The organism is Roseicitreum antarcticum (assembly GCF_014681765.1).
Lineage (GTDB): Bacteria > Pseudomonadota > Alphaproteobacteria > Rhodobacterales > Rhodobacteraceae > Roseicitreum > Roseicitreum antarcticum.
Genome location: NZ_CP061498.1, coordinates 1,698,529 through 1,724,136, shown reverse-complemented (window position 1 = coordinate 1,724,136; position 25,608 = coordinate 1,698,529). Strand labels below are relative to the sequence as shown.

24 protein-coding genes, 1 tRNA gene and 1 pseudogene are annotated in these 25,608 nt (G+C 64.0%); 10 read left to right on the top strand and 16 right to left on the bottom strand.

Annotation, left to right across the window (positions count from 1 at the left end):
• Positions 1 to 17: 17 nt before the first annotated feature.
• From H9529_RS08185 to H9529_RS08165, 5 genes are all read right to left on the bottom strand, one after another.
• Positions 18 to 1,622 (bottom strand): ABC transporter ATP-binding protein, encoded by a 1,605-nt coding sequence (locus H9529_RS08185; protein WP_092887281.1) that lies wholly within the window; start codon positions 1,620 to 1,622, stop codon positions 18 to 20.
• On the bottom strand, positions 1,619 to 2,725 hold the full coding sequence (locus H9529_RS08180; protein ID WP_092888144.1) for an ABC transporter permease: 1,107 nt from the start codon (positions 2,723 to 2,725) through the stop codon (positions 1,619 to 1,621). The genes H9529_RS08185 and H9529_RS08180 overlap by 4 nt, the downstream gene beginning before the upstream one ends.
• A gap of 65 nt (positions 2,726 to 2,790) precedes the next feature.
• Entirely contained in the window at positions 2,791 to 3,879 is a 1,089-nt protein-coding gene (locus H9529_RS08175; RefSeq protein WP_092887284.1) for a microcin C ABC transporter permease YejB, read from the bottom strand.
• Positions 3,880 to 3,888: 9 nt separating this feature from the next.
• A complete protein-coding gene (locus H9529_RS08170; RefSeq protein ID WP_092888147.1) occupies positions 3,889 to 5,793 on the bottom strand; it encodes an extracellular solute-binding protein in 1,905 nt (634 codons plus the stop codon).
• Positions 5,794 to 6,040: 247 nt separating this feature from the next.
• The gene (locus tag H9529_RS08165) at positions 6,041 to 6,559 is read right to left on the bottom strand and encodes a c-type cytochrome (RefSeq protein WP_092887287.1); all 519 of its coding nucleotides are present in this window, start codon (positions 6,557 to 6,559) and stop codon (positions 6,041 to 6,043) included.
• Positions 6,560 to 6,682: 123 nt separating this feature from the next.
• Between H9529_RS08165 and H9529_RS08160 the strand changes: the two genes are divergently transcribed.
• A complete protein-coding gene (locus H9529_RS08160; protein WP_092887290.1) occupies positions 6,683 to 7,516 on the top strand; it encodes a prephenate dehydratase in 834 nt (277 codons plus the stop codon).
• 22 nt (positions 7,517 to 7,538) lie between these two features.
• On the opposite strand, the gene H9529_RS08155 is transcribed toward H9529_RS08160, so the two are convergent.
• The 11 genes and pseudogenes from H9529_RS08155 to rpmH form a co-directional block, all read right to left on the bottom strand.
• Positions 7,539 to 8,402: a cobalamin B12-binding domain-containing protein gene (locus H9529_RS08155; RefSeq protein WP_176846992.1), complete on the bottom strand. Its 864-nt coding sequence runs from the start codon at positions 8,400 to 8,402 to the stop codon at positions 7,539 to 7,541.
• A 306-nt stretch (positions 8,403 to 8,708) separates the two neighbouring features.
• On the bottom strand, positions 8,709 to 9,212 hold the full coding sequence (locus H9529_RS08150) for a SixA phosphatase family protein (protein WP_092887296.1): 504 nt from the start codon (positions 9,210 to 9,212) through the stop codon (positions 8,709 to 8,711).
• 98 nt (positions 9,213 to 9,310) lie between these two features.
• Complete coding sequence (gene argB, locus H9529_RS08145) at positions 9,311 to 10,183, bottom strand: acetylglutamate kinase (protein ID WP_092888150.1); 873 nt, start codon at positions 10,181 to 10,183, stop codon at positions 9,311 to 9,313.
• 117 nt (positions 10,184 to 10,300) lie between these two features.
• Entirely contained in the window at positions 10,301 to 10,954 is a 654-nt protein-coding gene (gene yihA / locus H9529_RS08140) for a ribosome biogenesis GTP-binding protein YihA/YsxC (RefSeq protein ID WP_092887299.1), read from the bottom strand.
• Entirely contained in the window at positions 10,951 to 11,607 is a 657-nt protein-coding gene (locus H9529_RS21230; protein ID WP_092887302.1) for a CatB-related O-acetyltransferase, read from the bottom strand. The genes yihA and H9529_RS21230 overlap by 4 nt, the downstream gene beginning before the upstream one ends.
• Positions 11,604 to 12,392, bottom strand: coding sequence for an MOSC domain-containing protein (locus tag H9529_RS08130; protein ID WP_092887305.1), 789 nt, complete (start codon positions 12,390 to 12,392; stop codon positions 11,604 to 11,606). The genes H9529_RS21230 and H9529_RS08130 overlap by 4 nt, the downstream gene beginning before the upstream one ends.
• Complete coding sequence (gene yidC / locus H9529_RS08125) at positions 12,389 to 14,182, bottom strand: membrane protein insertase YidC (protein WP_092887308.1); 1,794 nt, start codon at positions 14,180 to 14,182, stop codon at positions 12,389 to 12,391. The genes H9529_RS08130 and yidC overlap by 4 nt, the downstream gene beginning before the upstream one ends.
• A 393-nt stretch (positions 14,183 to 14,575) precedes the next feature.
• Positions 14,576 to 15,421: a tRNA 2-thiocytidine(32) synthetase TtcA gene (gene ttcA, locus H9529_RS08120; protein ID WP_092887311.1), complete on the bottom strand. Its 846-nt coding sequence runs from the start codon at positions 15,419 to 15,421 to the stop codon at positions 14,576 to 14,578.
• The gene (gene yidD / locus H9529_RS08115) at positions 15,411 to 15,659 is read right to left on the bottom strand and encodes a membrane protein insertion efficiency factor YidD (protein ID WP_092887314.1); all 249 of its coding nucleotides are present in this window, start codon (positions 15,657 to 15,659) and stop codon (positions 15,411 to 15,413) included. The genes ttcA and yidD overlap by 11 nt, the downstream gene beginning before the upstream one ends.
• A 152-nt stretch (positions 15,660 to 15,811) precedes the next feature.
• Positions 15,812 to 16,321: pseudogene (gene rnpA, locus H9529_RS08110) on the bottom strand (ribonuclease P protein component); the annotation flags it as partial.
• 175 nt (positions 16,322 to 16,496) lie between these two features.
• Positions 16,497 to 16,631, bottom strand: coding sequence for a 50S ribosomal protein L34 (gene rpmH, locus H9529_RS08105; RefSeq protein ID WP_092887317.1), 135 nt, complete (start codon positions 16,629 to 16,631; stop codon positions 16,497 to 16,499).
• A 419-nt stretch (positions 16,632 to 17,050) separates the two neighbouring features.
• On the opposite strand from rpmH, the gene H9529_RS08100 reads away from it, so the two are divergent.
• From H9529_RS08100 to lptB, 9 genes are all read left to right on the top strand, one after another.
• On the top strand, positions 17,051 to 17,788 hold the full coding sequence (locus H9529_RS08100; RefSeq protein WP_223814360.1) for a TVP38/TMEM64 family protein: 738 nt from the start codon (positions 17,051 to 17,053) through the stop codon (positions 17,786 to 17,788).
• Positions 17,785 to 19,206, top strand: coding sequence for a dihydrolipoyl dehydrogenase family protein (locus H9529_RS08095; RefSeq protein ID WP_092887323.1), 1,422 nt, complete (start codon positions 17,785 to 17,787; stop codon positions 19,204 to 19,206). The genes H9529_RS08100 and H9529_RS08095 overlap by 4 nt, the downstream gene beginning before the upstream one ends.
• Positions 19,207 to 19,326: 120 nt before the next feature.
• Positions 19,327 to 20,718, top strand: coding sequence for a sensor histidine kinase (locus tag H9529_RS08090; protein WP_092887326.1), 1,392 nt, complete (start codon positions 19,327 to 19,329; stop codon positions 20,716 to 20,718).
• A 405-nt stretch (positions 20,719 to 21,123) separates the two neighbouring features.
• Positions 21,124 to 21,200 (top strand) — tRNA-Arg (locus H9529_RS08085).
• Between the two features lie 721 nt (positions 21,201 to 21,921).
• Positions 21,922 to 22,620, top strand: a complete 699-nt coding sequence (locus tag H9529_RS08080; RefSeq protein ID WP_176846994.1) for a PRC-barrel domain-containing protein — start codon at positions 21,922 to 21,924, stop codon at positions 22,618 to 22,620.
• Positions 22,621 to 22,991: 371 nt separating this feature from the next.
• The gene (locus H9529_RS08075) at positions 22,992 to 23,603 is read left to right on the top strand and encodes a ribonuclease D (protein ID WP_092887335.1); all 612 of its coding nucleotides are present in this window, start codon (positions 22,992 to 22,994) and stop codon (positions 23,601 to 23,603) included.
• Positions 23,604 to 23,668: 65 nt separating this feature from the next.
• Positions 23,669 to 24,274 (top strand): LPS export ABC transporter periplasmic protein LptC, encoded by a 606-nt coding sequence (gene lptC / locus H9529_RS08070; protein WP_092887338.1) that lies wholly within the window; start codon positions 23,669 to 23,671, stop codon positions 24,272 to 24,274.
• Between the two features lie 11 nt (positions 24,275 to 24,285).
• Positions 24,286 to 24,780, top strand: coding sequence for a lipopolysaccharide transport periplasmic protein LptA (lptA, locus tag H9529_RS08065; protein WP_092887341.1), 495 nt, complete (start codon positions 24,286 to 24,288; stop codon positions 24,778 to 24,780).
• Positions 24,743 to 25,570, top strand: a complete 828-nt coding sequence (gene lptB / locus H9529_RS08060; RefSeq protein ID WP_092887344.1) for an LPS export ABC transporter ATP-binding protein — start codon at positions 24,743 to 24,745, stop codon at positions 25,568 to 25,570. The genes lptA and lptB overlap by 38 nt, the downstream gene beginning before the upstream one ends.
• The last annotated feature ends 38 nt before the right edge of the window (positions 25,571 to 25,608 follow it).

Here is a 25,608-nt window from a genome sequence, read left to right as displayed (position 1 = left end):
CCATGGCCGCCCCCGAATTACAGCTTTTCGTGTACCTTGATGTCAAATGCCGCCGCCATCAAGGCGCGTGTGTAATCCGATTTCGGCGCGTTGAAGAGCTGTTCGGCCGGACCTGCTTCGACCACATCGCCGTGTTTCATCACCATGACCTGATGCGACAGCGCCCGGATGACGCGCAGATCGTGGCTGATGAACAGATAGGCCAGCCCGTATTTCGCCTGCAACTCGCGCAACAGCGTCACGATCTGCACCTGCACGGTCATGTCGAGGGCTGATGTCGGTTCGTCCAGCACCAGCAGTTTCGGGCGCAGCACCATGGCGCGGGCAATGGCGATGCGCTGGCGCTGCCCGCCGGAAAATTCATGCGGGTAGCGCGCCATGGTGGCAGGGTCGAGGCCGACCTCGGCCATCATCTGGGCGACAACCTCACGCAACGGACGGCCATCAGGGACGCCATGCACGCCCAGCCCTTCGGCGATGATCTGCTCAACAGTCATGCGGGGCGACAGGCTGCCAAACGGATCTTGAAACACGATCTGCACATCGCGGCGCAGGGCGCGCAATTGCTTCGAGGTTTGCCCCTGAATGTCCCGACCCTGGAAGACGATCGGCCCCTTGCTGGAGATCAGGCGCATGATGGCCAGCGCCAGCGTGGTTTTGCCCGATCCTGATTCGCCCACGACGCCCAGCGTCTCGCCCGCGTGCAGGGTCAGGCTGGCCGCGTTCACCGCCTTGATATGGCCCGTGACCCGGCGGAGGAAGCCGCGATGGATGGGGAACCAGACGCGCAGGTTGTCGGTGCGCAACACCTCGGGCGCGCCTGTGGGCACGGGGCCGGGGGTGCCCGTAGAGGTCGCGCCCAGCAGTTTGCGGGTATAGGGGTGCTGAGGGTTGGTGAACACCTCATCGGTCGGCCCTTGTTCCACGATCTCGCCGCCCTGCATGACGCAGACGCGGTCGGCGATGCGGCGCACGATGTTGAGGTCATGGGTGATGAACAGCATGCTCATCCCCTCGGCCTCTTTCAGATCGGTCAGCAGGTCGAGGATCTGAGCCTGAATTGTCACATCCAGCGCGGTGGTCGGTTCGTCGGCGACCAACAGGTCGGGGCCATTGGCCAGCGCCATGGCGATCATCACCCGCTGCCGCTGCCCGCCCGACAATTGGTGCGGATAGGCCCCCAGCCGGGTTTCCGCGTCACGGATGCCGACCTTTTCCAGCAGTTCGATGATGCGCGCGCGCGCCGCCTTGCCCGCCAGCCCCTGATGCAGGGCCAGCGATTCCGCCAGCTGTTTTTCAATCGTGTGCAGGGGGTTGAGGCTGGTCATCGGCTCTTGAAAGATGAAGCTGATGTCATTGCCGCGCACCCGGCGCAGATCAGGTTCGGCCGCACCCACCATTTCGGTGCCAAGGTAGCTGACCGAGCCGGTGACGGTTGCGGAATCGGGGATCAGCGACACGGTGGACAGCGCCGTGACCGATTTTCCCGACCCCGATTCGCCCACCAGCGCCACGGTTTCGCCCCGCCCGACATGGAAGGAAACGCCGCGCACCGCCTGGATGTCACGCCCGTCCTGCCGGAAGGTGACCGACAGGTTATCGACTTTCAGCACGGCGCTCATTGGAAGGTCTTTCGGGGATCATAGGCGTCGCGCACGCCCTCGAAGATGAACACAAGCAGCGACAGCATGATGGCGAAGGTGAAAAATGCGCTGAAGCCCAGCCAGGTGGCTTGCAGGTTCTGCTTCGCCTGAAGCGTCAGTTCGCCCAGCGACGGGGCCGAGGACGGCAGGCCGAAGCCCAGAAAATCCAGCGAGGCCAGCCCGCCGATGGTGCCAGTGATGATGAAGGGCAGCAGCGTCAGGGTGGCCACCATGGCGTTGGGCAGCACATGGCGCACCATGATGGTAAGGTTCGACACCCCCAGCGCGCGGGCGGCGCGGACATATTCAAAGTTGCGCGCACGCAGGAATTCGGCGCGCACCACGCCCACCAGCGCCGTCCAGCCAAACAGCGTCATCAAGAAGACCAGCAACCAGAAGTTCATCTGAAAGATCGCGGCAACGATGATGATGATATAGAGCGAGGGCATGGAGCCCCAAAGCTCGATCACGCGCTGAAAGATCAGGTCGACCAGCCCGCCAAAGAACCCCTGCACCGCACCCGCCGCGATCCCGATGACCGAGGTCAGCAGCGTCACCACCAGCGCGAAGAACACCGACAGGCGGAAGCCGTAGATCACCCGCGCGGCCACGTCGCGCGCCGTATCATCGGTACCCAGCCAGTGGTTTGCATCGGGGGCCGAGGGCGCTGGGCCGTCGAGGTCGTTGACGGTGTTGTAGCTGTAGGGGATCGGCGGCCAGATCATCCAGCCGGGTACGACGGGCGTGCCTTCGATGATACCCGTTTCCGCCTGGATGGCGGCTTCCTCCGGCTCGTAGAGGCACAGTTCGGCGCCGCCGGTCTCGATCAGGCAGCGCACCTCGGCGTCGCGGTAGATGGCTTCGGTCAGGAAATCGCCGCCGAAGGCGGTTTCGGGATGGAACTGGAAGATGGGAAAGTAATACTCGCCCCGGTGCTGGACCATGATGGGTTTGTCATTGGCGATGAATTCGGCAAAGAGCGACAGGCCGAACAGCACGCCAAAGATCACCAGTGACCACCAGGCCCGCCGGTTGGCGCAGAAGTTGTGCCAGCGGCGCTGATTCAGCGGGGACAGGCGGATGCCAAGGCGCCCGCGCGGCGGCGTGTCTGGGATGGTATAGGCGGGGGTATGGTCTTGCATGGGCCTCAGGTCTCCCGCGATTCAAAGTCGATGCGCGGGTCGATCCAGACATACATCAGGTCGGACAGAAGGCCCACAACCAACCCGATCAAGCCAAAAACAAAGAGCGTGCCGAAGATCACGGGGTAGTCGCGCGCCACAGCGGCCTCGAACCCGAGCCGGCCCAGACCGTCAAGGCTGAAGATCGTCTCGATGATGAGCGATCCGCCGAAGAAGACCGACACGAAGACCGCCGGAAACCCCGCGATGACGATCAGCATGGCGTTGCGAAACACATGCCCGTAGAGCACCTGCCGTTCGGCCAGCCCCTTGGCGCGCGCGGTAATGACATATTGCTTGCGGATCTCATCGAGGAAGCTGTTCTTTGTCAGCAGCGTCAGCGTGGCGAAGGCCGCGATGGTCGATGCCAGCACCGGCAGGGCGATGTGCCAGAAGTAATCGGCCACCTTGCCCAAGGGCGACAGCGTTTCCCAGACATCGCGCCCCGAGGTCAGGCCGCGCGACGGGAATATCTGCCAGTAGGACCCGCCCGCGAACAGCACCAGAAGCAAGATCGCGAAGAGGAAGCCGGGGATGGCATAGCCCACGATGATCGCCGCGCTGGTCCAGGTGTCGAATTTCGACCCGTCGCGCACCGCCTTGCGGATGCCCAACGGGATCGACACCAGATAGGCGATGAGCGTGGACCACAGGCCAAGGCTGATCGACACCGGCAGCTTTTCCTTCACCAGATCCAGCACGCTGATCGAGCGGAAGTAGCTTTCGCCGAAATCGAAGCGCATGTAGTCCCACATCATGGTCAGGAAGCGTTCCAGGGGCGGTTTGTCGAAGCCGAACTGCCGTTCCAGATCGGCGATGAATTCGGGTGGCAACCCGCGCGAACCCATGTAGCGGTCATCGCCCTGCATCGCGGACGACCCTGCATCGCCGCCGCCTGCAAAGCCCTCAAACACATCGCCAGACCCTTCCATTCGCGCAAGGATCTGTTCGATCGGGCCGCCGGGCACGAATTGGGTGAGGGCAAAGTTGATCAGCATGATCCCGAACAATGTCGGAATGATCAGCAGAAGACGCCGCAGGATATAGCTGGTCATGGGGCGCCCTTACCGCAACGCGCCGTCTGCCCGTAACTGGGCCGCCTTGTCGGCGTCGAACCACCAGAAATCAAGCTCGCCGCGGGCATGGGGCGGCAGCGGGTCAGGATAGCCGTACTGGTCGAAATAGGCGACCGTATGGGCGTTTTTGAACCATTGCGGCACGCGGAACTGGTAAGCGCGCAGCACCCGGTCCAGCGCGCGCACGGAATGCGTCAGTTCTTCCTGGCTTTCGGCATCCAGCACGGTACGGATCAGGCTGTCCACAGCCTCGGACCGCAGGCCCATCTTGTTGCGGGTCGATTGGTCGGCGGTTTCCGAGCCGAAGAATTGCATCAGGCTTGAGGATGGGATTTCCGACATGGGCAGCTGATCGGTGGTGATGTCGAAATCATAGGACCGTTCGCGGTTGACCGCCTGCGCATTGTCCACGCGGTTGTGGCGCGCATCAATGCCCAGGGCGCGCAGGTTTTCGACATAGGGGTTGATGACGCGGTCGAAGCTCTGGCTGTCGTTGAGGAATTCCAGCGTCAGCACCTCCCCGTCCGCGTTGCGGCGCAGGCCATCGTTGCCGACGTCCCACCCTGCTTCAGACAACAGGGCCGAGGCGCGGCGCAGGTTGCCCCGGTCCAACTGCCGCGTGGCGCTGGATTCGGGCGCCATCACGGGGGGGGCGTCCAGCACGCCGGGCGGCAGCATGTCAGCCAGCGGTTCCAGAAGGGCCAGTTCTTCCGCCGACGGCTGGCCGCTGGCGGCAAGATCGCTGTTTTCCCACAAGGAGTGGTTGCGGGCGTAGATGCCGTAGAACAGCGTCTCGTTCGACCATTCAAAGTTGAACATCATGCTGATGGCTTCGCGCACGCGGGGGTCTTGCAGTTTCTGGCGGCGCAAGTTCAGGATGAAGGCCTGTCCGGTGGAGATATTGCCGTTGGGCAGTTCGGCCTTGATCACATGGCCGTCCGCGACGTCGGGGAAATCATAGCCGGTGGCCCAGATCAACGATGAAGCCTCATCGCGGAAGGTATAGGCCCCAGCCTTGAAACCCTCAAACGCGGCGGTGTAATCGGCATAGTATTCAACGCGGATACGATCAAAGTTCGATCGGCCCTGCATGATCGGCAGGTGCCAGCCCCAGTAATCGGGGTTGCGCGCATAGACCAGCGTGTTGTCGCGCGCGCGGTCCAGCGTATAGGGGGCAGAGCCCAGCATGGGCTCCATGCTGGACACCTCAAAGTCGCGGTCATTTTCCACGTAATCGGCGCGCGAGAAAACCGACAGTCCGCCCACCAACGCGGGCAGATCGCGCGGCGGAAAATCTGGATTGAAATAGTAGGTAACGCGGTGATCGCCCTCAACCTCGACCCGTTCGACCTGCTGGCTCAGGATGGCGCGGAATTCCGGCAGGCCCTTTTCCAGCAAGATTTCGTAGCTGAACAGCGCATCGTCTGCGGTCAGGGGCGTGCCGTCGGAAAACCGTGCCTCGGGGCGGATGTTGAAGGTCACCCAAGAGCGATCTTCGGGGTATTCCATCGTCTCGCACAGCAGGCAATAGGACGCGCCGATCTCATCGGCTGTGCCGGTCAGCATGGATTCGAAGAAGATCGACGACAGCGCGCCCGCCCGGCCCGACACGGTGAAAGGATGCATCGAATCAAAGCCGCCCGGCGCCCAGACCGCGATTTCGCCACCCTTCGGCGCGTCGGGATTCACATAGTCCAGATGCGGGTAATCGGCGGGGTATTTCAGATCGCCGAAGGTTGAGATGCCGTGTGAGGTGATAACCTCACCCTCCATCTGCGCCTGCCCTTGCGCCGTGCTGGCCCAGCCCAGCCACAGCACCGCCGACAAGCCGCAAAGCCCCATGGTCAGCATGTCCGGGCGTGGCGTGGCGATGGCCTGCGCTTTGCCGAGCATCGCATCGAACTGGCGGGGGGCGGTGGGTGTCATACACGGGGCTCCTGTGGGATGGCGGCGTTTGGATGATTGGGCAGTATTTAGGTTAATTTTCCGTCTGTCGATGCTCAAGCTGGCGAAATTGCTCCGGCACAAGGCAATTTGAACGAATGCGTCGCGCCGCTATGCGGTTGACGCCCGGCGGCGGGCAGCAAAAAGGCCACCCCGGAAGGGATGGCCTGTCACAATTCGCACCAGATGGGGCGGTTTATTGCGATTCCTGCTCGATATAGGCGATCAGGTTGGCGCGATCTTCGGCTGAACCCAGGCCCGAGTAGGACATCGAGGTGCCCGGTGCGACGCCGCGCGGGTTCTCGATAAAGTGAGAGATCAGCTCTGGCGTCCAGGCTTCCCCGACCTGCGCCAAGGCGCCGGAATAGTTGCCATAGCCTTCCGCGGTGCCGATGGGACGGCCAACGACGCCGTGCAGGTAGGGGCCGACGCCGTTGCGCCCGGCTTCCAGCGCATGGCAGGCGCGGCATTGGTTCCAGACGCGCGACCCGGCAGCGGGATCGGCGGAGGCGTATAATTCTTCAAACGGCACTTCAGCGACCGGTTCTGCATCGGTATCGGCTTCGTCGGTGCCGGTATCAATGGCATATGCGGCTGGCGCATCCGCGTTGAGCGGTACATAAAGCGCGTTTGCGATCCATGCCCCAACCAGAAAAACCAGAAGCGCCCCGCACAGAGCCGCCAGAGCCTTGGTGAAAACCATTGTGTCGAACATATCGCATCCCATGCTGTCTTGCCGATTTTGAGGTATGTATCCGCTTCCCCTTGTGGTTTTCAAGCGGTAGTTACCGCGACGAAACGCCCCTTCGGGCGAATTGTCTGAAAATTGGGGGCAGAGATGACAAAAAAAATCGCGTTTCAGGGTGAACCCGGGGCATATTCGCATCAGGCTTGCGTCGATGCCCGGCCCGACCACACCGCGATCGCTTGCCGCACTTTTGAGGATGTGATCGAGATCACCCGCAGTGGCGAGGTGGATCTGGCGATGCTGCCGGTCGAAAACTCGACCTATGGGCGGGTTGCAGACATCCACCGGTTGTTGCCCGAATCCGGATTGCGTATCGTGGAAGAGGCCTTCGTGCGGGTGCATATCAACCTGCTGGCGCTGCCCGGCACGCGGCTGGATCAGGTGAAATCGGCGCAAAGCCATACCGTGTTGTTGGGGCAGTGCCGAAGGTTCTTGCGCGAGCATGGCATCGACGCGGTGACCGGCGCTGATACCGCCGGGTCTGCCAAGCATATCGCAGCCCTTGGCGATCCGGCGAAGGCGGCACTGGCATCGGAACTGGCCGGTGAGATTTATGGGCTGGAGGTGCTGGCGCGCCATATCGAAGACCAGTCGAACAACACCACGCGTTTCTTCATCATGGGACGTGAGGCCGATCTGACCCAGCGCGGTACGCATGGCATGATGACCAGTTTCGTCTTCCGGGTGCGCAATATTCCCGCAGCGCTTTACAAGGCAATGGGCGGATTTGCCACCAATGGCGTGAACATGACAAAGCTGGAAAGCTACATGGTGGGCGGGTCCTTCACGGCGACGCAGTTCTTCGCCGATATCGAAGGGCATCCCGAGGATGCCAATGTCCGCCGCGCGCTGGATGAGCTGACGTATTTCACGTCTTATCTGGAGATTCTGGGCACATATCCCGCCGATTCCAGACGGTTCTGACCGCCGGAAAGGCCGATCCGGCTCAGGCGGGTTTGGTGCCGGACGGGATTTCCGTCCGGTTGCCTGGCGCGATGGATTGCATCACCATATGCATCTGCGCCAGTGCCTGATCGATGGTCGAGGCGACGCCGTCCACATCGACTTCTTGCGCGATGTCGTGGTGCAGGTCCAGGATCTTGCCGCTGAGCAAGATGAAAGCACCCGGCGCGCTGACCCGCAGGCCGAGCAGAAGCCGGATCAGGGGGGCAATCAGATCTTCATGGCTGGCCGACAGGCCGATCACCGGCTGCTGGCCTGCATGCACCGTCTCGATCAGCGCGTCATGATCCAGCCCGGTGCACAGGTCGATTTGCCAGCCTTGCCTGCGGCACAGGTCTGCGGCCATGGTGACGCCGATCGTATGGGTATCGCCGGGCACCGAGGCGAAAATCGCGCGCCATGCATGGGGTTTGGTCTGATCGAGCGGGATGAAGACCTGCCGCAGGCTGCGCATGATCGCATAGATGCGCCCGGCCGCAATGGTCATCTCCAGAAAGCTGAGGCTGTCATCTTCCCACCGCTCGCCCAGCAATTGCGAGACGCCTGCGAGGTAGCTGAGGTACAATGCGCTGACCGGCACGCCGTCGGCGCGCAGTTTCAGGATGTGATTCAGCGCGGCGGTATCGTCCGATCCGATCAGGAGATCGCACAGGTGATCGACCTTGGTGTTCTGCACCAGCGATTCAACCTGCGGCGTGAATCTGCGCGCCAGCCGATTGACGACTTCCTGTGCCAGAATCGTGACCTCATGCGGGGCCATATTGCTTTTATATTGCGAAAACCGGGCTTGCGCGCTGGTGAAGGCTGTCTTGTCCAGCATTATCTGAGGGTGTGCATCAGCTTGCATTGCAAGAAGCCTCCGGTTGGTACGTCGGTTCCCGGGTATCGACGGTGCGGGGTTAGATCTGTTCGGGATTTGGGTAGCATCCCTTCGCATACAATTGCTAAGGCCTGACGACCCGTTCTGTCAATGATTGTCGACAGGTTGGATGCGTCAAAGCTGTAGAGGGCGATGTGACACCGCGTGCGGCGGGTGCGGGCTGGCCGCCCTCGGGGGGGTGTTCTGGAGCGCCGGGGCCGTGGCGCGTGTGCCGGGAGGGGCATGCCCACGGGGTACTGGCACGCGATACGTTGATGCGCGCGATCCTTTGTGTTAGCGGGGTCCGAGGTCGCGCGGGGTCTTGAAGTCGACGCAGGTGCCCGTGCCGATCTGGCCCCAGTCGGCGGCATCGAAATCTGCCACGAGGGTGGCGCAGGTCGGATATCGCTGGAAATCGGCATGCGCAGGCGGGCGGGCCAGCAGCCCTGCGGCAAAGTATGCGATGCCCGGGTTATGGCCGATCATCAACACCGTATCGGCCTGCGCGGCGGACAGGCAGCGCTGCATCTGCCCCGCGCTTGCATGGTAGAGCGCGGGCAGGAACGTCACCTCGGGCGGGCCGGGCAGGGCAGGGGCGATCAGGTCCCACGTCTGGCGGGTGCGCACCGCATCCGAGACCAGCACCTGCCCCGGCACATGGCCCTGCGCCGCCAGCCAAGTGCCCACCATTGGCGCGGCGCGGCGCCCGCGCGCGTTCAGCGGGCGGGCGTGGTCGGTGTCCAGTGGGTTGTCCCAGTCGGATTTGGCGTGGCGGATCAAGATCAGTCGCAGGGGCATGGCGGGCAGCTGCCTTCGGCAAGATGTGACGTTGCGTCAAAAAGCGGTGGCGGGCTGACCCTGCGCCGCGCCGCGACGTTCGGGGCCAAGCGCGCGTGTCAGTCGAGCGGGGTCACGCGGGGTTCGGTCTTGCGGATCAGGCTGCCTGCGCCGTGATCGGTGAACAATTCCAGCAGGCAGGCATTGGGCGCCCGCCCGTCCAGAATGACCACGGCACGCACGCCCGCTTCAATCGCGGCCAGCGCGGTTTCGGTCTTTGGAATCATGCCGCCTGCGATGATGCCCTGATCGGTCAACTCGCGCACCTGGTCGGGGTGCAGTTGGGTCACGACCTGCCCGCTGGCATCCTTCACGCCCGACACATCGGTCAGCAGCAGCAGGCGGTCGGCCTTCAGCGCGCCGGCAATCGCGCCAGCGACGGTATCGCCGTTGATGTTGAAGGTCGCCCCCTCGGGGCCCGAGCCAAGAGGCGCCAGTACCGGGATCATGCCTGCCTTGAACAGGTGGTGCAGCACCTCGGGGTTGACCTTATCGGGGCGGCCTACAAGGCCAAGTTCGGGGTCATCCGCGACGCATTGGATCAGGCCCGCATCCTTGCCCGACAGGCCGACGGCCTTGCCGCCCTCATCATTGATCGCCTGCACGATGCGTTTGTTCACCACGCCCGACAGCACCATTTCGACCACTTCCATCGTGGCGGCATCGGTCACCCGCTTGCCGCGCACGAATTCCGAGGTGATGTCGAGGCGCTTCAGCATCTCGTTGATCATCGGCCCGCCGCCATGCACGATGACGGGGTTCACGCCGACCTGCCGCATCAGCACGATGTCGCGCGCGAAACTGGCCAGCGCGTCGCTGTCGCCCATCGCATGGCCGCCGAACTTGATAACCACGATCGCGCCGGTATAGCGCTGCAGATAGGGCAGGGCCTCGGACAGGGTGCGGGCGGTGGCAACGGAATCTCGGGTCATGGCGATTTGCTTTTTCATCTGGGGGTCTTTGTGCAAGAGGGGCGGCGCTGTGGCCAGGCAATGCCGGTTTCGGGCGCTGCGCGGTTCAGGCAAGACTGGTTTCAAGCAATACTGGTTTCACGCAATACTGGCGATCAGCGCGCGCAGGGTCGCGATACCGTCGCCCTTTTCCGAACTGGTGACAAGGATTTCCGGATAGGCGGCGGGGTGTTTGGCCAGCGCAGTGCGTACCTGTGCCAGCGTCTTTTCCTGATCTGCCGTGCTGACCTTGTCGGCCTTGGTCAAGATCACCTGAAAGGTCACGGCGGATTTGTTCAAGAGGCCCATGATCTCTTCATCGACCTTCTTGATGCCGTGGCGCATGTCCACCAGCACGAAAGCGCGGCGCAGGCTGGCGCGGCCCGCCAGATAGGCGCGCAGCAGGCGTTGCCATTTCTCGACCACCGGCAGCGGCGCCTCGGCGAAGCCATAACCCGGCAAATCGACCAGATAGCGGCTTTCGCCCACGGTGAAAAAGTTGATTTCCTGCGTGCGGCCCGGCGTGTTCGAGGTGCGGGCCAGCGCCTTGCGCCCGGTCAGCGCGTTGATGAGGCTGGATTTCCCCACGTTCGAGCGGCCCGCAAAGCAGACTTCGGGGCGGTCATCGGGCGGCAGGCCTTCCATGGCGACCACACCCTTCAGAAACTCTACCGGCCCGGCGAACAGCAGGCGTCCGGTTTCTTCGGCCAGCGGTTCGGGGGCGGGTGACAGGGGGAAGGGCAGGGTGTTCATGTGGCAGCTTTCAAGGCAGCGGGGTCAGACCCCCGGATCGCATTCAGGTTACGGGTGATTTTGTCGGCTGGCCAGTCCCACCAGGCGGTTTCCAGCAGGATCGCGACTGTCGCCGCGTCAAACCGCGTGCGCACGGGCCGCGCAGGGTTACCCGCCACAATGGTAAAGGGGGCCACATCGCGGGTGACGACCGATTTCGCCGCGATGACCGCGCCCGCGCCGATGGTGACGCCGGGCATGATCCATGCCTCGGCGCCGATCCAGACATCGGGGCCGATATGGGTGTCGCCACGGTTTTCGGCAGCCCAGGTGGCGGGATCGAAGCCGACCTCCCATCCTTCGCCGAAGATGTTGAACGGATAGGCAGAGAACCCGCCCATGGCATGATTGGCGCCGTTCATCACGATGCGCACGCCGGTAGCCAGCGCGCAGAAGGGCCCGATGGTCAGGTGATCGCCGACGAAATCGAAGTGATGCAGCACGTTGCGCTCGAAGAAAGCCAGCGGCGCATCCGGGTCGTCGTAATAGGCATAGCGGCCCACGGTGACATTGCCGCGCCCTTCGGCCAGCGGCTGCAGGAAGGTCACGCGGGGAAAGCCGGGCATGGGGTGCAGCGTGTCGGGGGCGGGGCCGTGACGGTTCAGGGGGGTCATGCGGCGCCCCCGCCATGGTCGGTGCCGCGCGTGATGGCATCGCCAACAGCAATAGCGCCGCCGTCCTCGACGACCGCATAGACCCCGAAATCGGCATGGCCGTAGCCCGCGTTCAGGGCGCCCAGCGTGTCGGCATCCCATGCCCCGGTGGCGGGGTTGGCGGTCGTGGCCTTGCAGCGGGTGATCCGCGCGGTGATGCGCAGGCGGGCGCTGCCGATCTGCAGGGTTTGACCGATCAGGTCGAATTCGGCCCAGGGCGCCAGCCCGTCCAGCCACAGGTTGCCGCGCCAGCGATGGATCGACAGATCCTGCCCCGTCCGCTGGGACAGATCGCGCAGCGAGGCGAGGTTCAGCACCGCGATATTCGGTGCGGGCGTATCGGCCAGCGCCCCGCGCCCCGCTGCCGGGCCGGGGCGCGCGCAGAGATGCGCGGGCGCGGGCCGGTTGGCAGGCCAGAGCGGGCGGAGCCAGTCGGTCAGGGCAGGGCCGTCCAGGTCCGGGTTCACGGTGATCTGGCCCGCGCGCGGATGGGTCAGCGTCAGGGTACCGTCGTCGTGGCTTTCGCAGGCAATCGCCATCAGCTCTGCACAGCCCGCGCCGCGCAGAAAGCTGCGCTTTGGCGCCCAGTCGGGCAGTTCCCTGCCCAGCCCGGCATCGGCATGGGCGACGGCCCAGATCCTGTCAAACGGCAGCGGGCGGCCCTGTGACAGGACCGCCCCCTTGGTTTCCTCGTACCCGATGGATTTGATCGGGTGGCGGCAGATATGCGCCAGACGAATCGTCACTTTGTTGCGTCACCTTTTTTGCGCCGCATCCCGCTGGTCATATTGCCGAACAGGTCGGGCTTGTGCCCGTTCAAGCGCATGATGAGGTATTGCTGGCTGAACGTGATGATGTTGTTGGTGATCCAGTACAGCACCAGACCCGAGGCAAAGCCGCCCAGCACGAACATGAACACCCACGGCATCCAGCCGAAGATCATCGCCTGTGTCTTGTCAGCGGGTGCCGGGTTCAGCTTCATTTGCAGCCACATCGAGGTGCCCAGCACAATCGGCATGAGCCCGATGAAGATCAGCGCCAGAAAGCTGGTGGGTTCGGGCGCATCCCACGGCAGCAGGCCAAACAGGTTGTAGAGCGACGAGGGGTCGGGGGCCGAAAGGTCCCGGACCCAGCCGATCCACGGCGCGTGCCGCAGTTCGATGGTGACGAAGATAACCTTGTAGAGCGAGAAGAAGATCGGGATCTGCATCAGAATCGGCAAACAGCCCGCCGCCGGATTGACCTTCTTTGTCTTGTATAGGTCGATCATTTCCTTTTGCAGCTTTTGCTTGTCATCGCCCGCGCGTTCCTTGATCGCGGCCATCTCGGGCTGAAGTTCCTTCATCTTCGCCATCGAAACGTAGGATTTCCACGCCAGCGGCAGCAGAACCGACTTGATGAGCAAGGTCAGCGCAACGATGGACCAGCCCATGTTGCCGATATACCCGTTGATCCAGTAAAGGACGGCAAAGATCGGCTTGGTCAGGAAGAAGAACCAGCCCCAGTCGATGGCGTTGAGGAAGCTCTCAATGCCGAGGTTGTTTTCATAACCCCGGATGGTGGACCATTCCTTGGCGCCTGCAAACAGCATCGAATCCGCCTCGACAGTCGCGCCGGGTTCGATTGCCACGACGGGTTGGCGGATTTCGGTCTGGTAGATGTTCGCGCCGGGCACGAATTTCGATACCGCGGTGACCGCATCGCCCGGCATGCCGATCAGCGTTGCCATCCAGTATTTGTCGGTAAAGCCGATCCAGCCGTCTTGTGCGGCCTCGGTGATCTGGGCGGGTGCGGCCTCGCGGTCGACGCGGCGGTATTCTTCCATCACGCTGTAGTCGTCTTCGGTCAGCGTGCCGTCAGCCATCTGGATCATCCCTTCATGCAGGATGAAGAAGTTCGACAGATCGGCGGGAACCCCGTGCCGGGCCACGATGCCATACGGGTCCATTTCCACACGGGCGTCGCCGTTGTTGGTCACCGACTGGGTGATGTGGAACATGTATTTCGCATCGACTTCATAGGTTTGGGTGAAAACCAGCCCCGCGCCGTTGTCCCATTCCAGCACCACGGGCGTGTCGACGGTCAGCGTATTGTCACCGACCTGTTCCCAGCGGGTGTTCGGCCCGGGAACGTTCTCGAACTCCAGCGCGCCGCGCGGGCGCCAGCCATAGATCGCGTAGAACGGTGTGCGCGCGCCGCCCACCGGGCTGAACAGATGAACGATGTCTGAATCTTCGTCCAGCGTCTCGCGGTAGGTGGTGAGCGACAGGTCGTCCAGCCGCCCGCCGTCCAGCGAAATCGTGCCGCGCAACGAGGGTGTTTCGATGGTCACACGCGGTGCGGCGGTTTCCGCGACCTGGTCGGCCGTGACAGCCCCGCCGCTGGTGGCCTCAGGCGGCAGTGCCACGCTGTCGGTCTGTTCGGTTTCAGCGGTGCGCACCGGCGGCTCGGGTGGCGGGAAGAACCACATCCATGTCACCAGCACCAGCAAGCTGAGCGCGAACGCGAGAAGCATATTCTTGTTTTGATCGTCCATGCGGGACCACCACCTATCCTGAAGTAATTCGAGGGTGGTTCAACAGGGCTGACCCCCAAAGGTCAAGCGGTTTTCCCGTAATTTTGCGCGCGGCTGCGTGATATCCCCGGTTTGCGGACCGGTCCGTGGGACCTGCACGGCGGGGGAAAAGCCACGCGCGCCGCTTAATCCGGACGTGTTTGGCGGACAAAGCGGGCCGGGGGCCTGACTATGAAGCGCCCGACTGTGAAGCGGCTGACTGCGAGGGGGCCGACTGCGAGGGGGCCGGTCGGTGCGCGGCATGGCGCGTCATGTGGCCACATGCGGACACCGTCGCCCGTCAGGGTTGCGCAAACCCGGGTGTGCGGGGTCCGGCGGGGCCTGCAGGTGCCGGCAAAGCCGGGTGGGCCGCCGTCATTCCGCGTCAGTCGCTGGCTTGCCCTGCCGGGTCAGCCCGGCAAAGTCGAACAGCCCGGCGTCCAGCAGGTGCGAGGGGTTGGCATGCATCAGCGCGCGGAACATCACCTGACGGCGGCCGGGGCTGCGTGCCTCCCACCCGTCCAGCAGTTGCTTCACCTGCTGGCGCTGCAACCCGTCTTGCGATCCGCACAGGTCGCAGGGGATGATGGGGTAGTTCATTGCGCGGGCGAAACGGTCGCAATCGACCTCGGGGACGAAGGCCAGCGGGCGATAGACGAACAGATCGCCCGCTTCATTCAGCAGTTTCGCGGGCATCGTGGCCAACTTGCCGCCGTGAAACAGGTTCATGAAGAAGGTTTCCAGCATGTCGTCGCGGTGATGCCCCAGCACGATGGCGCTACACCCTTCTTCGCGCGCGATGCGGTACAGGTTGCCCCGCCGCAGGCGCGAACACATGGTGCAATAGGTGCGCCCTGCAGGTGTCTTGTCCATGACGATGGAATAGGTGTCGCGGTACTCGATCCGGTGCGGGATCGTCATGCGGGTCAGGAATTCCGGCAGTACCGTGGCGGGAAAGCCCGGTTGCCCCTGATCGAGGTTGCAGGCCAGCAGGTCCACCGGCAGCAGGCCGCGCCATTGCAGCTCTACCAGTGCGGCCAGCAGGGTGTAGCTGTCCTTGCCGCCCGACAGGCAGACGAGCCAGCGCGACCCGGGCTCGATCATCGCGAAATGGTCCAGTGCTGCGCGGGTTTCGCGGATGATGCGCTTGCGCAGCTTGCGAAACTCTGTCGTGTCGGGCGCGCCTTGCAAGATCAGGGGAACGTCACTGTCATCCAGCATCGCGCGGGGTTCCTTCTTTGTTGGGCACGGGGTCATATCCGTGCCCGCCCCAGGGGTGGCAGCGGCAGATGCGGTGCGCCGCCAGATAGCCGCCCTTCACCCCGCCATGGGTTTGCAACGCCTCCAGCGCATAGGCCGAACAGGTAGGCTGAAACCGGCAGCCATGCCCGACCCAGGGCGACAAGAGCAGGCGGTAGCCCCGGACCGGCAGCGACAGGGCATAGGCCAGCGGGGTCATTTCGGCGTGCCTTCGCCGTCCGTGGTTGCGGGGCCGGTGGGGGCTGCGGGGGCGGATGCCGGGCGTGAGGGTGCTGGACCGGCACCTTTGCCGCGCCGCTTGCCCTTCAGGGGTTTGCCAGTTGCACGGGGATCATTTGTCTGGGGGCCTGATCCGCCCTTCGCATGGATCCTGGCGATCATGTCGCGCAGGTCATTGGTCATCTTGGCATAATCGCGCGTGGCTGTGGCGCCGGGGCGGCCGACCAGCACATAATCCCATCCCGGCTGGCCGCGTTCCGGCAGTACGTCGCGCGCCAGCGCACGCAACCGACGTTTGGCACGGTTGCGTGCCACGGCATTGCCGACCTTCTTCGAGCAGGTGAAGCCGACGCGGATTTCTTGCGCCGCGATGCCTTTGGCACCGACCGCTTCGGCCTGTTCTTCGACACGCCGTTTGCGGGCCTGCAACAGAAAGCCTGGCCCGGGAAGGCGGGCGGCGCTGGCGGCTTGCAAGAATTCACGCCGCTGGCGCAGGGTCGAGATTTTGGGTGCAACCCGCGTGGACGCGGGCGCGCCCGGCTTGAATGAAGGGGGGGGCGGTGAACTGCCGCCTGCGCCATGCGCACGCGTGCCGCCTTCCTCGCTTTCGCGGGGGGCGGACGCATCCGTCCCGCGGGGCATTACACCCCCGACCGCTGCGGCGTCGGCGTCGGTTTGCCCGGCAGCAGCCCCGTTTCCGGGGCCATCTGGACGTTCCGCGCATGACAAAACCGCCGGTCGCAGCGCAGCCCCGGCGTCATCGCCTGCCGCATCTGCCCCCGACGGTGCCATCATCAATCCCGGGTCGTGTCAGCCCTCAGGCCGACAGTTTCTTGCGGCCCTGCGCGCGGCGGGCGTTGATGATCTTCTGGCCGGCCTTGGTGGCCATACGGGCGCGGAACCCGTGACGGTGCTTGCGCACCAGATTGCTTGGCTGAAATGTGCGTTTCATCGCCCAAAATCCTCTATATGCAGTCGCAACCCTGAACCAGAGTCGCGCTCGTCTGTCGTCATCAGCCCCGGTCATTAGGTCAGGCGCGCGGCCAAGTCAATTCGCAACGGCCCGCTTTGTTACATGAAATCGCGGGTTTTGGCAGGCCGCGCGCGGTTCTCACCAAGGATTCTGTAATATTGCGTGAATATTGTCACCCCGGATCAATGCCGCGTGATCCCCCTATGCCCCCGGGCGGGGGCGGGGCATACCTGACCGATTGTAATCCGACCGATAATTGTAATCCGACCGATAGGTGTGCCCCCTTGCCCGATCCTGATCCCCGTTCCGTGTCCCCCGATCCTGCGTCCCCTGATCCTGTGGGCCCCGATCCTGCGTCCCCCGATACTGCGGGCCCTGATCCTGTGGGCCCCGATCCTGTGGGCCCCGCGCCCGGCGCCGCCAAGGTCGGCCTGCGTGCCCGCCTGCCGCTGGTGATCGTTATCGCAGTTGCGCTGACCGGCGCGTTTTTGCTGCGCGACACCCTGACCTTTGATGCCCTGCGCGAGAATCGCGAAGCCCTGCTGGCCTTTCGCGATGCCAATTATGTGCTGACGGCGGCGCTGTTCGTGCTGGCCTATATCGCGATCGTCGCTTTCTCATTGCCCGGGGCGACGGCGGCGACGCTGACCGGGGGCTTCTTGTTCGGCGTCTTCCCCGGCGCGATTTTCAACGTGGGCGCGGCGACGCTGGGCGCGACGCTGATTTTCCTGGCGGTGCGCACCGGGCTGGGCGCCGGGCTGGCGGCGCGAATCGATGCCAGCGACGGGCGGGTGAAGCGGCTGACCGACCGCATCCGGGACAACGAATTCTCGGTCCTTGTTTCCATGCGGCTGGTGCCGGTGCTGCCGTTCTTTGTCGCCAACCTGATCCCGGCGTTGATCGGCGTGCGGACGGGGGTCTTCATGCTGACCACATTTCTGGGCATTATCCCGGGCGGCGTGATCTACACTTGGGTGGGCGCCGGGCTGGGCGCGGTGTTTGCCCGTGGTGAAACCCCCGATCTGGGCATCATCTTTGCCCCCCATATCCTTGGGCCCCTGCTGGCGCTGGCGGCGCTGGCGTTTCTGCCGTCGCTGCTGAAAACCATAATGAAGAAGAAGGAACCCCTGCCATGACCACCCGCATCAAGACAGATATTTGCGTCATCGGCGGCGGGTCGGGCGGGCTGTCGGTCGCTTCGGGCGCGGTGCAGATGGGCGCGCGCGTCGTGCTGATCGAGGGCGGCGCGATGGGCGGCGATTGCCTCAACCATGGCTGCGTACCCTCCAAGGCGCTGCTGGCCGCAGGCAAGGCCGCGCACGCGCAGCGCAGCGGCGCGGCCTTTGGCGTGGCCCCCGTGCGCCCGCAGGTGGATTTCGCCGCCGCGAAGGACCATGTGGCGCGCACCATCGCCACCATCGCGCCGCATGACAGCGTAGAGCGGTTCGAGGGGCTGGGTGTCCAGGTCTTGCAGGGCTATGGCCGATTCATCTCGAAGACCGAAGTGCAGGTGAATGACACTATCGTCACCGCGCGACGCTTTGTCGTTGCCACGGGGTCCAGCCCCATGGTGCCCCCGATCGACGGGCTGGACCATGTGCCCTACCTGACGAATGAAAGCATTTTTGACCTGCGCGAATGCCCCGGCCATCTGTTGATCATCGGTGGCGGGCCGATCGGGATGGAAATGGCGCAGGCGCATGCCCGGCTGGGCGCGCGCGTCACGGTGGTCGAGGGGGCAAGCGCGCTGGGCCGCGACGACCCGGAAGCCGCCGCCGTGGTGCTGGCGCATTTGCGCGACGAAGGGGTGGAGATCATCGAGAACGCGCAGGTGCAGGCCGTGCGCGGGCGCACCGGCGCGGTCGAGGTCGAGGTTGCGGGCGGCACCGTCTTCATCGGCACGCATCTGCTGGTCGCTGTAGGGCGCAAACCCAATCTGGAGCGCCTGAACCTGGAGGCGGCAGGGGTGGAAACCACCCGCGCCGGGGTCCGCGTCGATGCCGGGCTGCGCAGCAGCAACCGCCACGTCTATGCCATCGGCGATGTGGCGGGGCAGGGGCAGTTCACCCATCTGGCGGGCTATCATGCGGGCGTGGTGATCCGGTCCGCCGTGCTGGGCCTGCCCGCCCGCACGCGCAGCGATCACATTCCCAGCGTAACCTATACCGACCCCGAACTGGCGCAGATCGGCCTGACCGAGGCTGATGCGCGCAGCAAGTTCGGCGCACAGGTGCAGGTCGTGCGCGCCGAGATGGCGGGCAACGACCGCGCACAGGCCGAGGGCAAGACCGATGGCTTCATCAAGGTCATGGTCGTGCGCAGTCGCCCGGTGGGCGTCACCATCGTCGGTGCGCAGGCGGGCGAACTGATGGCACCTTGGGCGCTGGCCATTGCCAACGGGCTGAAGATGTCCGCGATGGCGGGCACGGTCCTGCCCTATCCGACATTGGCGGAAATCGGCAAACGCGCCGCCGGGGCCTTCTTTTCTCCCAAACTCTTTGATAACGCTGTGCTAGGGCGGTTCGTGAGGGCAGTGCAGCGGTTTCTGCCCTGAGTTTGGCCCCGGCCCGTCCGGCCCGGACCCGTCTGCCCGATCCAGACGCGCAGCCTTTGGGTGCGTCGGCCGGGGGATGCGGGTGCGGGTCTGGTGGGGTGAGGCTGCAAAGGGGATGCGATGTTTCTGAACACGCTTTCGGGCCGGTTCCTGATGTTGACGATCTTGTTCGTCATGCTGGCCGAGGTGTTTATCCTGGTGCCCTCGCTCGCCCGCTATCGCGAGGAATATCTGCTGGCCCGGCTGGAGCGTTCGCAAATCGCCTCGCTGGCGTTGCTGGCCAGCGACGGGATGATCGCCGAGGATCTGGCGCAGGAGCTTCTGGTCAACGCGGGCGTCTTCAACGTGGTGCTGCGCCGCGATGCGGTGCGCGAACTGGTGCTGTCGTCGCCGATCCCCGCGCCGATCAGCGCCACCTATGACCTGCGCGATCCCGGCCCGCTGGCGCTGGTAGGCGATGTCGTCGCGGTCCTGATGACGCCGGAAAACCAGATCATCCGCTTGATCGGCAATCCGGTGCGCGAGGCCGGGCTGCTGATCGAGGTGACGCTGGAAACCGCGCCGCTGCGTGCTGAACTGCTGGTCTATGGCAGTCGCATCCTGGGGCTGTCGATCTTCATTTCGCTGGCCACGGCGCTGTTGCTGTTCTGGGCGGTGCGCCTTTTGATGGTGGTGCCGATCAAGCGCATGGTGCGCCATATGGCCGCGTATGCTGATGCGCCCGAGGATGCGCACCTCATCATCGCCCCCACCAACAACGTGCGCGAGTTGCGCGATGCCGAAGAGGCGCTGTTTGCCCTGCAAACCCAGTTGACGGGGCTGCTGCGCCAGAAGGAACGGCTGGCGCAACTGGGCGGCGCCGTGGCGCGGGTCAGCCACGATCTGCGCAACATCCTGTCCACCGCGACGCTGCTGGCCGACCGGATGGAGGGCAGCGACGATCCCGCCGTGGCGCGCGCGGCGCCGAAGCTTGTCGGCTCGCTCTCGCGTGCGGTGAACCTGTGCGAGGGGACGCTGGCCTTCGGCAAGGCCGAGGAACCGCCGCCGCGTTTGGCGCGCTTCGATCTGGCCGCGCTGGCCGAGGATGTGATGGAGAACGAGAAATTGGCCGCGGCAGAGGGTGCCGAGGTCGAATTCCTCTGCGATATTCCCCCCGGCATGACGGTGCGCGCTGATAGCGAGCAGATTTTCCGTGTGCTTGGCAACATGGTGCGCAATGCCCGGCAAGCGATCGAGGCGACCGGCAAGCCCGGCACCGTCGAGATAAGCGCCGCTGAGGAAGATACCGGCTGGTGCATCCGCATCGGAGATACCGGCCCGGGCCTGCCCGCGCGCGCCAAGGAACATCTGTTTACCGCGTTTCAGGGCGGGGCGCGCAAGGGCGGCATCGGGCTTGGGCTGGTGATCGCCGCTGAACTGGTACGCGGGCATGGCGGGCGGCTGGACCTGAACCGCACCGATGCAGATGGCACCGAATTCCGCATCTGGCTGCCCTCGAAGGGCGGGATCTAGCTGCTCAAGCTGGGTTTGCCGCTGTCCGGCTGGCGCAATCCCGTATGTCTCAGCCCCTCATGTCTAAGCCCCTCATGTCTAAGCGTCGTCGGCGCGGTTGGTCAAAAGCGGTCTTTTGTGATCCGCTGGCCCGGGACGCCCTCAGGTCGCTGACCGGAAGACTGTTGCGCCCGTGACGGTTTCAGACGTCTTTCTGCCTCCCGTTGGCATAAACCCCGCAGCGGCGGCCTGCGACAGGTCATATCGGTGTCTTTGCGTCGGCGGGTCCAGCCCCGTCGATGCGGCACCCGCAGGCGCGCCCCCGGCAAATTCCGCAGACCGGTTTTCGCTGGAAGTGAAAATGTCGTTTTCCACCCTGCGCCCCCTTGCAAAGCCGATACCGTGGCGTTATTGCACCCCCAAGGCGCGCCCGTAGCTCAGCTGGATAGAGCACCAGACTACGAATCTGGGGGTCAGGAGTTCGAATCTCTTCGGGCGCACCATTTTACCAAATATCAGGCATCAGGCCGAAATGACCGTAGGGTCATAACGCTGATGCGTACCGCATCTGGACACGGCAAGGGCACCTTTCGTGCCTGATGCAGCGGATGGCCGCAAGCTGGCCTGTATGCGGATGACGGCGCTTTGCGGCTGCGGGCACCCGCCGCCAACCTGCGGTTGACTGCTTCCGCAGGCGGTGCGCGGCGGAGCAGTCGCTTGAGCGACCCGCCATGGCCTTCGTGTCGTGCCAGATGGGGCTGACCCATGCGGACGCCGCCCTGCGGCGTTGCTGCAATACTGTGTCCGATCTGGTCTTTTGGATGGGCCTGCCCCCTAAATAACCGCAACGCGCGGCCTTGAACTTGATGTCCAGTTCCGTCGGACGCGGATATTTTCGCTGCACTCATCCTGAAGATGCGCGGACTCCTGCCCAAACGACGACAACGATCGGCGATTTGCCGCCGTCCCATATTACGCGAAAACTGCGCCCATGTCATTTGCCTGCGCCGCTGCGCGGTTTGCCAGACGATCAAGGAAAACGAAATATCATATATATTTCAGTGGTTAAGGTGTGACCTTGTGAGGTTCACCAGGTCTGCCCGCTGCATTTTTTCCGGCGTCTGACCTATCTGAAACGCGGAAATCAGAGGCACCTCAAGCACGGGAACCGGACATGTTCCCCTCACGTTATCTTGTCACTTCATGCAACCAAGAGGTGACGACATGACACTTAAGAACCTGATGACGACCAGTGCGCTGAGCATGCTGCTGGCAACTTCCGCCGTTGCGCAAACCGGCACGGGGACCACCGCACCGGCAGACGGGACCGCACCGATGGCGACGGACGGGATGATGGAGGCCGAGACGATGGCCCCGCAAAGCCTGTCCGAGATGACGGTCGGTGACCTGAACGGCACCGACGTGATGGATGCCAACGGCGAGTCGATCGGCAGCATCACCGAAGTGGTGCAGGGTGCCCGTGAAGGCCAAGCGGTTGTCGGTATCGGCGGGTTCCTTGGCATCGGGCAATACAATGTGGCCCTTCCGCTGAGCGATCTGTCCTACAATGCTGCGGACGAAGTGATCTCGGTGAGCCTGACGGAAGAAGAGCTGACAGCGATGCCGGAATATGTCAGCGGAGACATGGAGCCGCTGCCGCCTGAAGTGCAGCTGTCCACGCTGATGGAAGACACGTCTGATGCAGCCGAACCGGCAACGGATGCGCCTGCGATGGACGAACCGGCAACAGATGCGCCTGCGATGGACGCACCGGCAACGGATGCGCCCGCGATGGACGAACCGGCAACAGATGCACCGGCAACGGATGCGCCTGCGATGGACGCACCGGCAACGGACGGTACGGAAGCTGATGACATGATGGAAACCGATACCGACACCGAAGAGAGCACCACTACCCAATAAGCTGCGGTGATCTCTGCCATATTTCTGAAAAAGGGGGGCTGCCACACGGCGGCCCCCCACCAATGTTTCCCCATCCATACCTTTGGTACGACTTTTGCGTCGCCGCCCGTCAACGCGGCGCTGATGCGTTTGAAAAGCCGGAAATTCTGCGACGCTGCGTGCCATGGTCCTCGCTTGCCCGGATTGCGCTTCCTCCACACCCCACCCGACGCTACGGCGGTGTTTGCTGATGAAGGCAGCGCGCCGTAGTGCACCACCTTTCAGAAAACTATCGTCTTTGCAGGGCCGATCCGATAAAGCCCTGCGAAACCCGTACGCGCGCCGCAGGGACCCCGCCCGATACCCCGCGCGGTGCCGATCAGGAGGACGATATGACAAACCATCTCTACCACAACGACCTGCCCGACGGGCTGGACCTTGGCCCGGTCGTGGCGATCGACTGCGAAACCATGGGGCTGCACCCGCACCGGGACCGGCTGTGCCTGGTGCAGATGTCGGGCGGCGACGGGCATGCACATATGGTGCAGGTGGCCATCGGCCAGACCGAGGCACCCAATCTGGCGCGCATGCTGGCAGACCCGCAGGTATTGAAGCTTTTTCACTTCGGACGGTTCGACATCGCCGCGCTGCTGAATGCCTTCGGCGTGGTGACGGCGCCGGTCTATTGCACCAAGATCGCGTCAAAGCTGGTCCGCACCTATACCGACCGGCATGGCTTGAAATACCTGCTGACCGAATTGCTGGGCGTCGACATTTCCAAGCATCAGCAAAGCTCTGACTGGGGGGCGGACACGCTGACCGATGCGCAACTGGATTATGCTGCGTCGGACGTTTTGTACCTGCACCGGCTGCGCAAGGAACTTGACCGCAGGCTGAAGCGCGAGAACCGCCAGAATCTGGCGCAAAGCTGTTTCGACTTCCTGCCCGCCCGCGCGCAGCTCGATCTGGCAGGCTGGCCCGACATCGACATTTTCGCGCATTGACGCTGCTGGCGCATTGACGCTTCTGGGGCATGGACGCTGCTGGGGCATGGACGGGCAAAGGACGGATGAAACAGGCTGACCGCTATTCGCGCAGTATCGCTGTACTGAAACTGGTGCTGCCGCTGGGCGCGCTGGGCCTTTTGTCGTCGCTGTTTCTGGTGGCGCGCGACATCGACCCGTCGCAGGCGATCAGCAACGCGCCGGTCGATGTGGCCGAACTTGCGCGCGAGCCGCGGATCTCTGGGGCGAATTACGCGGGCGTGACCGATGACGGCGCGGCGCTGACCATTGCGGCCAGCACCGCCCGGGCCGACCCCGATGCAACGCTGCGTCTGACCTTGACCGACATGCGCGCCACGCTGGAAACCCCGGATGGTGAGGTGACGCAGATCAACGCGGGCCTTGGCGTGCTCGACCGTGCCGCGGGCCGGGTCGAATGGCGCGACGACGTGCAGGTGACTGCGGCGCAGGGCTATGCCTTGAACGCCGCCCAGCTTTTCGGCTTGCTGGACGACACCCGTCTGTGGTCAGATCAGCCGGTCTTGGTGCAGGGTCCGGTGGGGGAAATCAGGGCAGGGCAGTTCGCGCTGCAACTGGCCGAGGGCGGGGCACGTACATATGTTATGCTGTTCAGTGGCGGGGTAAACTTGCTATACGATGGTGCAGAGTAAAAGGGGCAGCGATGCGACGGCCAATCAGTTACACCATTCTCGCGGTCCTTCTGGCCTGCGCACCCGCAGGCCTCAGCGCGCAGGGGGCGCAGTTTGCGCTTGGCGGTCTGGCGCAGGCGCGCGACCTGCCCATCGAAATATCGGCTGACCAGTTGACGGTCGATCAGGCCACCGGCGCGTCGGTCTTCAGCGGCAATGTCGTGGTCGGGCAGGGCGATGTGCGGCTCGCCGCGCAGAGCCTGCGGGTGGAATATGGCCAGGCAGACACAGGCACGATCAATCGGCTTGTCGGCTCGGGCGGGGTCACGCTGGCCACGCTTGAAGATGCCGCCGAGGCCGATGAGGCGATCTATTCCGTCGCTGACAGCACGATAGAGATGACAGGCAATGTGATGCTGATGCAGGGCGCGAATGTGCTGTCCGGGGACCGGCTGAACATCAACCTAAACACCGGACAGGGGACGATTGATGGACGGGTCCGCACCATCCTCCAGCCCGGACGCTGAGCGGGGGCTGAAAGCGCGCACCACGCCCGGGCAAACCATCGGTGCGTCTGGCACGGCGTCGGCGGGGGGCGGGCTGCGCGTTGTGGGCCTTCGAAAGGCCTACAAGCGCAACGTGGTGATCCGCGATGTCAGCCTGGATCTGAAGCGGGGCGAGGTCGTGGCGCTGCTGGGCCCCAACGGGTCGGGCAAGACAACGTGCTTCTATTGCATCGCGGGCCTGGTGCCGCCGCAGGGCGGGCAGGTGATCCTGGACGGCCGCGACGTGGCTGGCCTGCCGATGTATCGGCGCGCGCGACTGGGCATCGGCTACCTTCCGCAGGAAATGTCGATCTTTCGCGGGCTGACGGTGGCGCAGAACATCATGGCCATTCTTGAAATCACCCTGTCCGACCGGCATGCCCGTCGCGACCGGCTGGAAACCCTGCTGGCCGAATTCTCCATCGGGCATCTGCGCGACGCCCCCGCCATGGCCCTGTCGGGCGGTGAACGGCGGCGGGCCGAGATTGCGCGCTGCCTCGCCTCGGATCCGAAATATGTCCTGCTCGATGAACCCTTCGCGGGCGTCGATCCCATCGCGGTGCGTGAAATCCGCGAATTGGTGGCCGATCTGAAAACCCGTGGCCTCGGCGTGCTGATTACCGACCACAACGTGCGCGAGACGCTGGAAATCGTGGACCGGGCGTTCATCTTGCACGACGGCGTGGTGTTGATGAGCGGGACCCCCGATGAGGTTGTGGCGAATGAGGATGTGCGAAGGGTCTATCTGGGTGACAGTTTCCGCATGGGCTGACCGCGCCATGGCGTTGAAATCACGGCATGGCGGGCAAC

Excerpts from the sequence above, each read along its gene's own strand:
- H9529_RS08185 (WP_092887281.1), bottom strand. The coding sequence starts at position 1,622 with ATGAGCGCCGTGCTGAAAGTCGATAACCTGTCGGTCACCTTCCGGCAG.
- H9529_RS08175 (WP_092887284.1), bottom strand. The coding sequence starts at position 3,879 with ATGACCAGCTATATCCTGCGGCGTCTTCTGCTGATCATTCCGACATTG.
- H9529_RS08170 (WP_092888147.1), bottom strand. The coding sequence starts at position 5,793 with ATGCTCGGCAAAGCGCAGGCCATCGCCACGCCACGCCCGGACATGCTG.
- H9529_RS08165 (WP_092887287.1), bottom strand. The coding sequence starts at position 6,559 with ATGTTCGACACAATGGTTTTCACCAAGGCTCTGGCGGCTCTGTGCGGG.
- H9529_RS08160 (WP_092887290.1), top strand. The coding sequence starts at position 6,683 with ATGACAAAAAAAATCGCGTTTCAGGGTGAACCCGGGGCATATTCGCAT.
- H9529_RS08155 (WP_176846992.1), bottom strand. The coding sequence starts at position 8,402 with ATGCAAGCTGATGCACACCCTCAGATAATGCTGGACAAGACAGCCTTC.
- H9529_RS08150 (WP_092887296.1), bottom strand. The coding sequence starts at position 9,212 with ATGCCCCTGCGACTGATCTTGATCCGCCACGCCAAATCCGACTGGGAC.
- argB (WP_092888150.1), bottom strand. The coding sequence starts at position 10,183 with ATGACCCGAGATTCCGTTGCCACCGCCCGCACCCTGTCCGAGGCCCTG.
- yihA (WP_092887299.1), bottom strand. The coding sequence starts at position 10,954 with ATGAACACCCTGCCCTTCCCCCTGTCACCCGCCCCCGAACCGCTGGCC.
- H9529_RS21230 (WP_092887302.1), bottom strand. The coding sequence starts at position 11,607 with ATGACCCCCCTGAACCGTCACGGCCCCGCCCCCGACACGCTGCACCCC.
- yidC (WP_092887308.1), bottom strand. The coding sequence starts at position 14,182 with ATGGACGATCAAAACAAGAATATGCTTCTCGCGTTCGCGCTCAGCTTG.
- ttcA (WP_092887311.1), bottom strand. The coding sequence starts at position 15,421 with ATGCTGGATGACAGTGACGTTCCCCTGATCTTGCAAGGCGCGCCCGAC.
- yidD (WP_092887314.1), bottom strand. The coding sequence starts at position 15,659 with ATGACCCCGCTGGCCTATGCCCTGTCGCTGCCGGTCCGGGGCTACCGC.
- rpmH (WP_092887317.1), bottom strand. The coding sequence starts at position 16,631 with ATGAAACGCACATTTCAGCCAAGCAATCTGGTGCGCAAGCACCGTCAC.
- H9529_RS08095 (WP_092887323.1), top strand. The coding sequence starts at position 17,785 with ATGACCACCCGCATCAAGACAGATATTTGCGTCATCGGCGGCGGGTCG.
- H9529_RS08090 (WP_092887326.1), top strand. The coding sequence starts at position 19,327 with ATGTTTCTGAACACGCTTTCGGGCCGGTTCCTGATGTTGACGATCTTG.
- H9529_RS08080 (WP_176846994.1), top strand. The coding sequence starts at position 21,922 with ATGACACTTAAGAACCTGATGACGACCAGTGCGCTGAGCATGCTGCTG.
- H9529_RS08075 (WP_092887335.1), top strand. The coding sequence starts at position 22,992 with ATGACAAACCATCTCTACCACAACGACCTGCCCGACGGGCTGGACCTT.
- lptC (WP_092887338.1), top strand. The coding sequence starts at position 23,669 with ATGAAACAGGCTGACCGCTATTCGCGCAGTATCGCTGTACTGAAACTG.
- lptA (WP_092887341.1), top strand. The coding sequence starts at position 24,286 with ATGCGACGGCCAATCAGTTACACCATTCTCGCGGTCCTTCTGGCCTGC.
- lptB (WP_092887344.1), top strand. The coding sequence starts at position 24,743 with ATGGACGGGTCCGCACCATCCTCCAGCCCGGACGCTGAGCGGGGGCTG.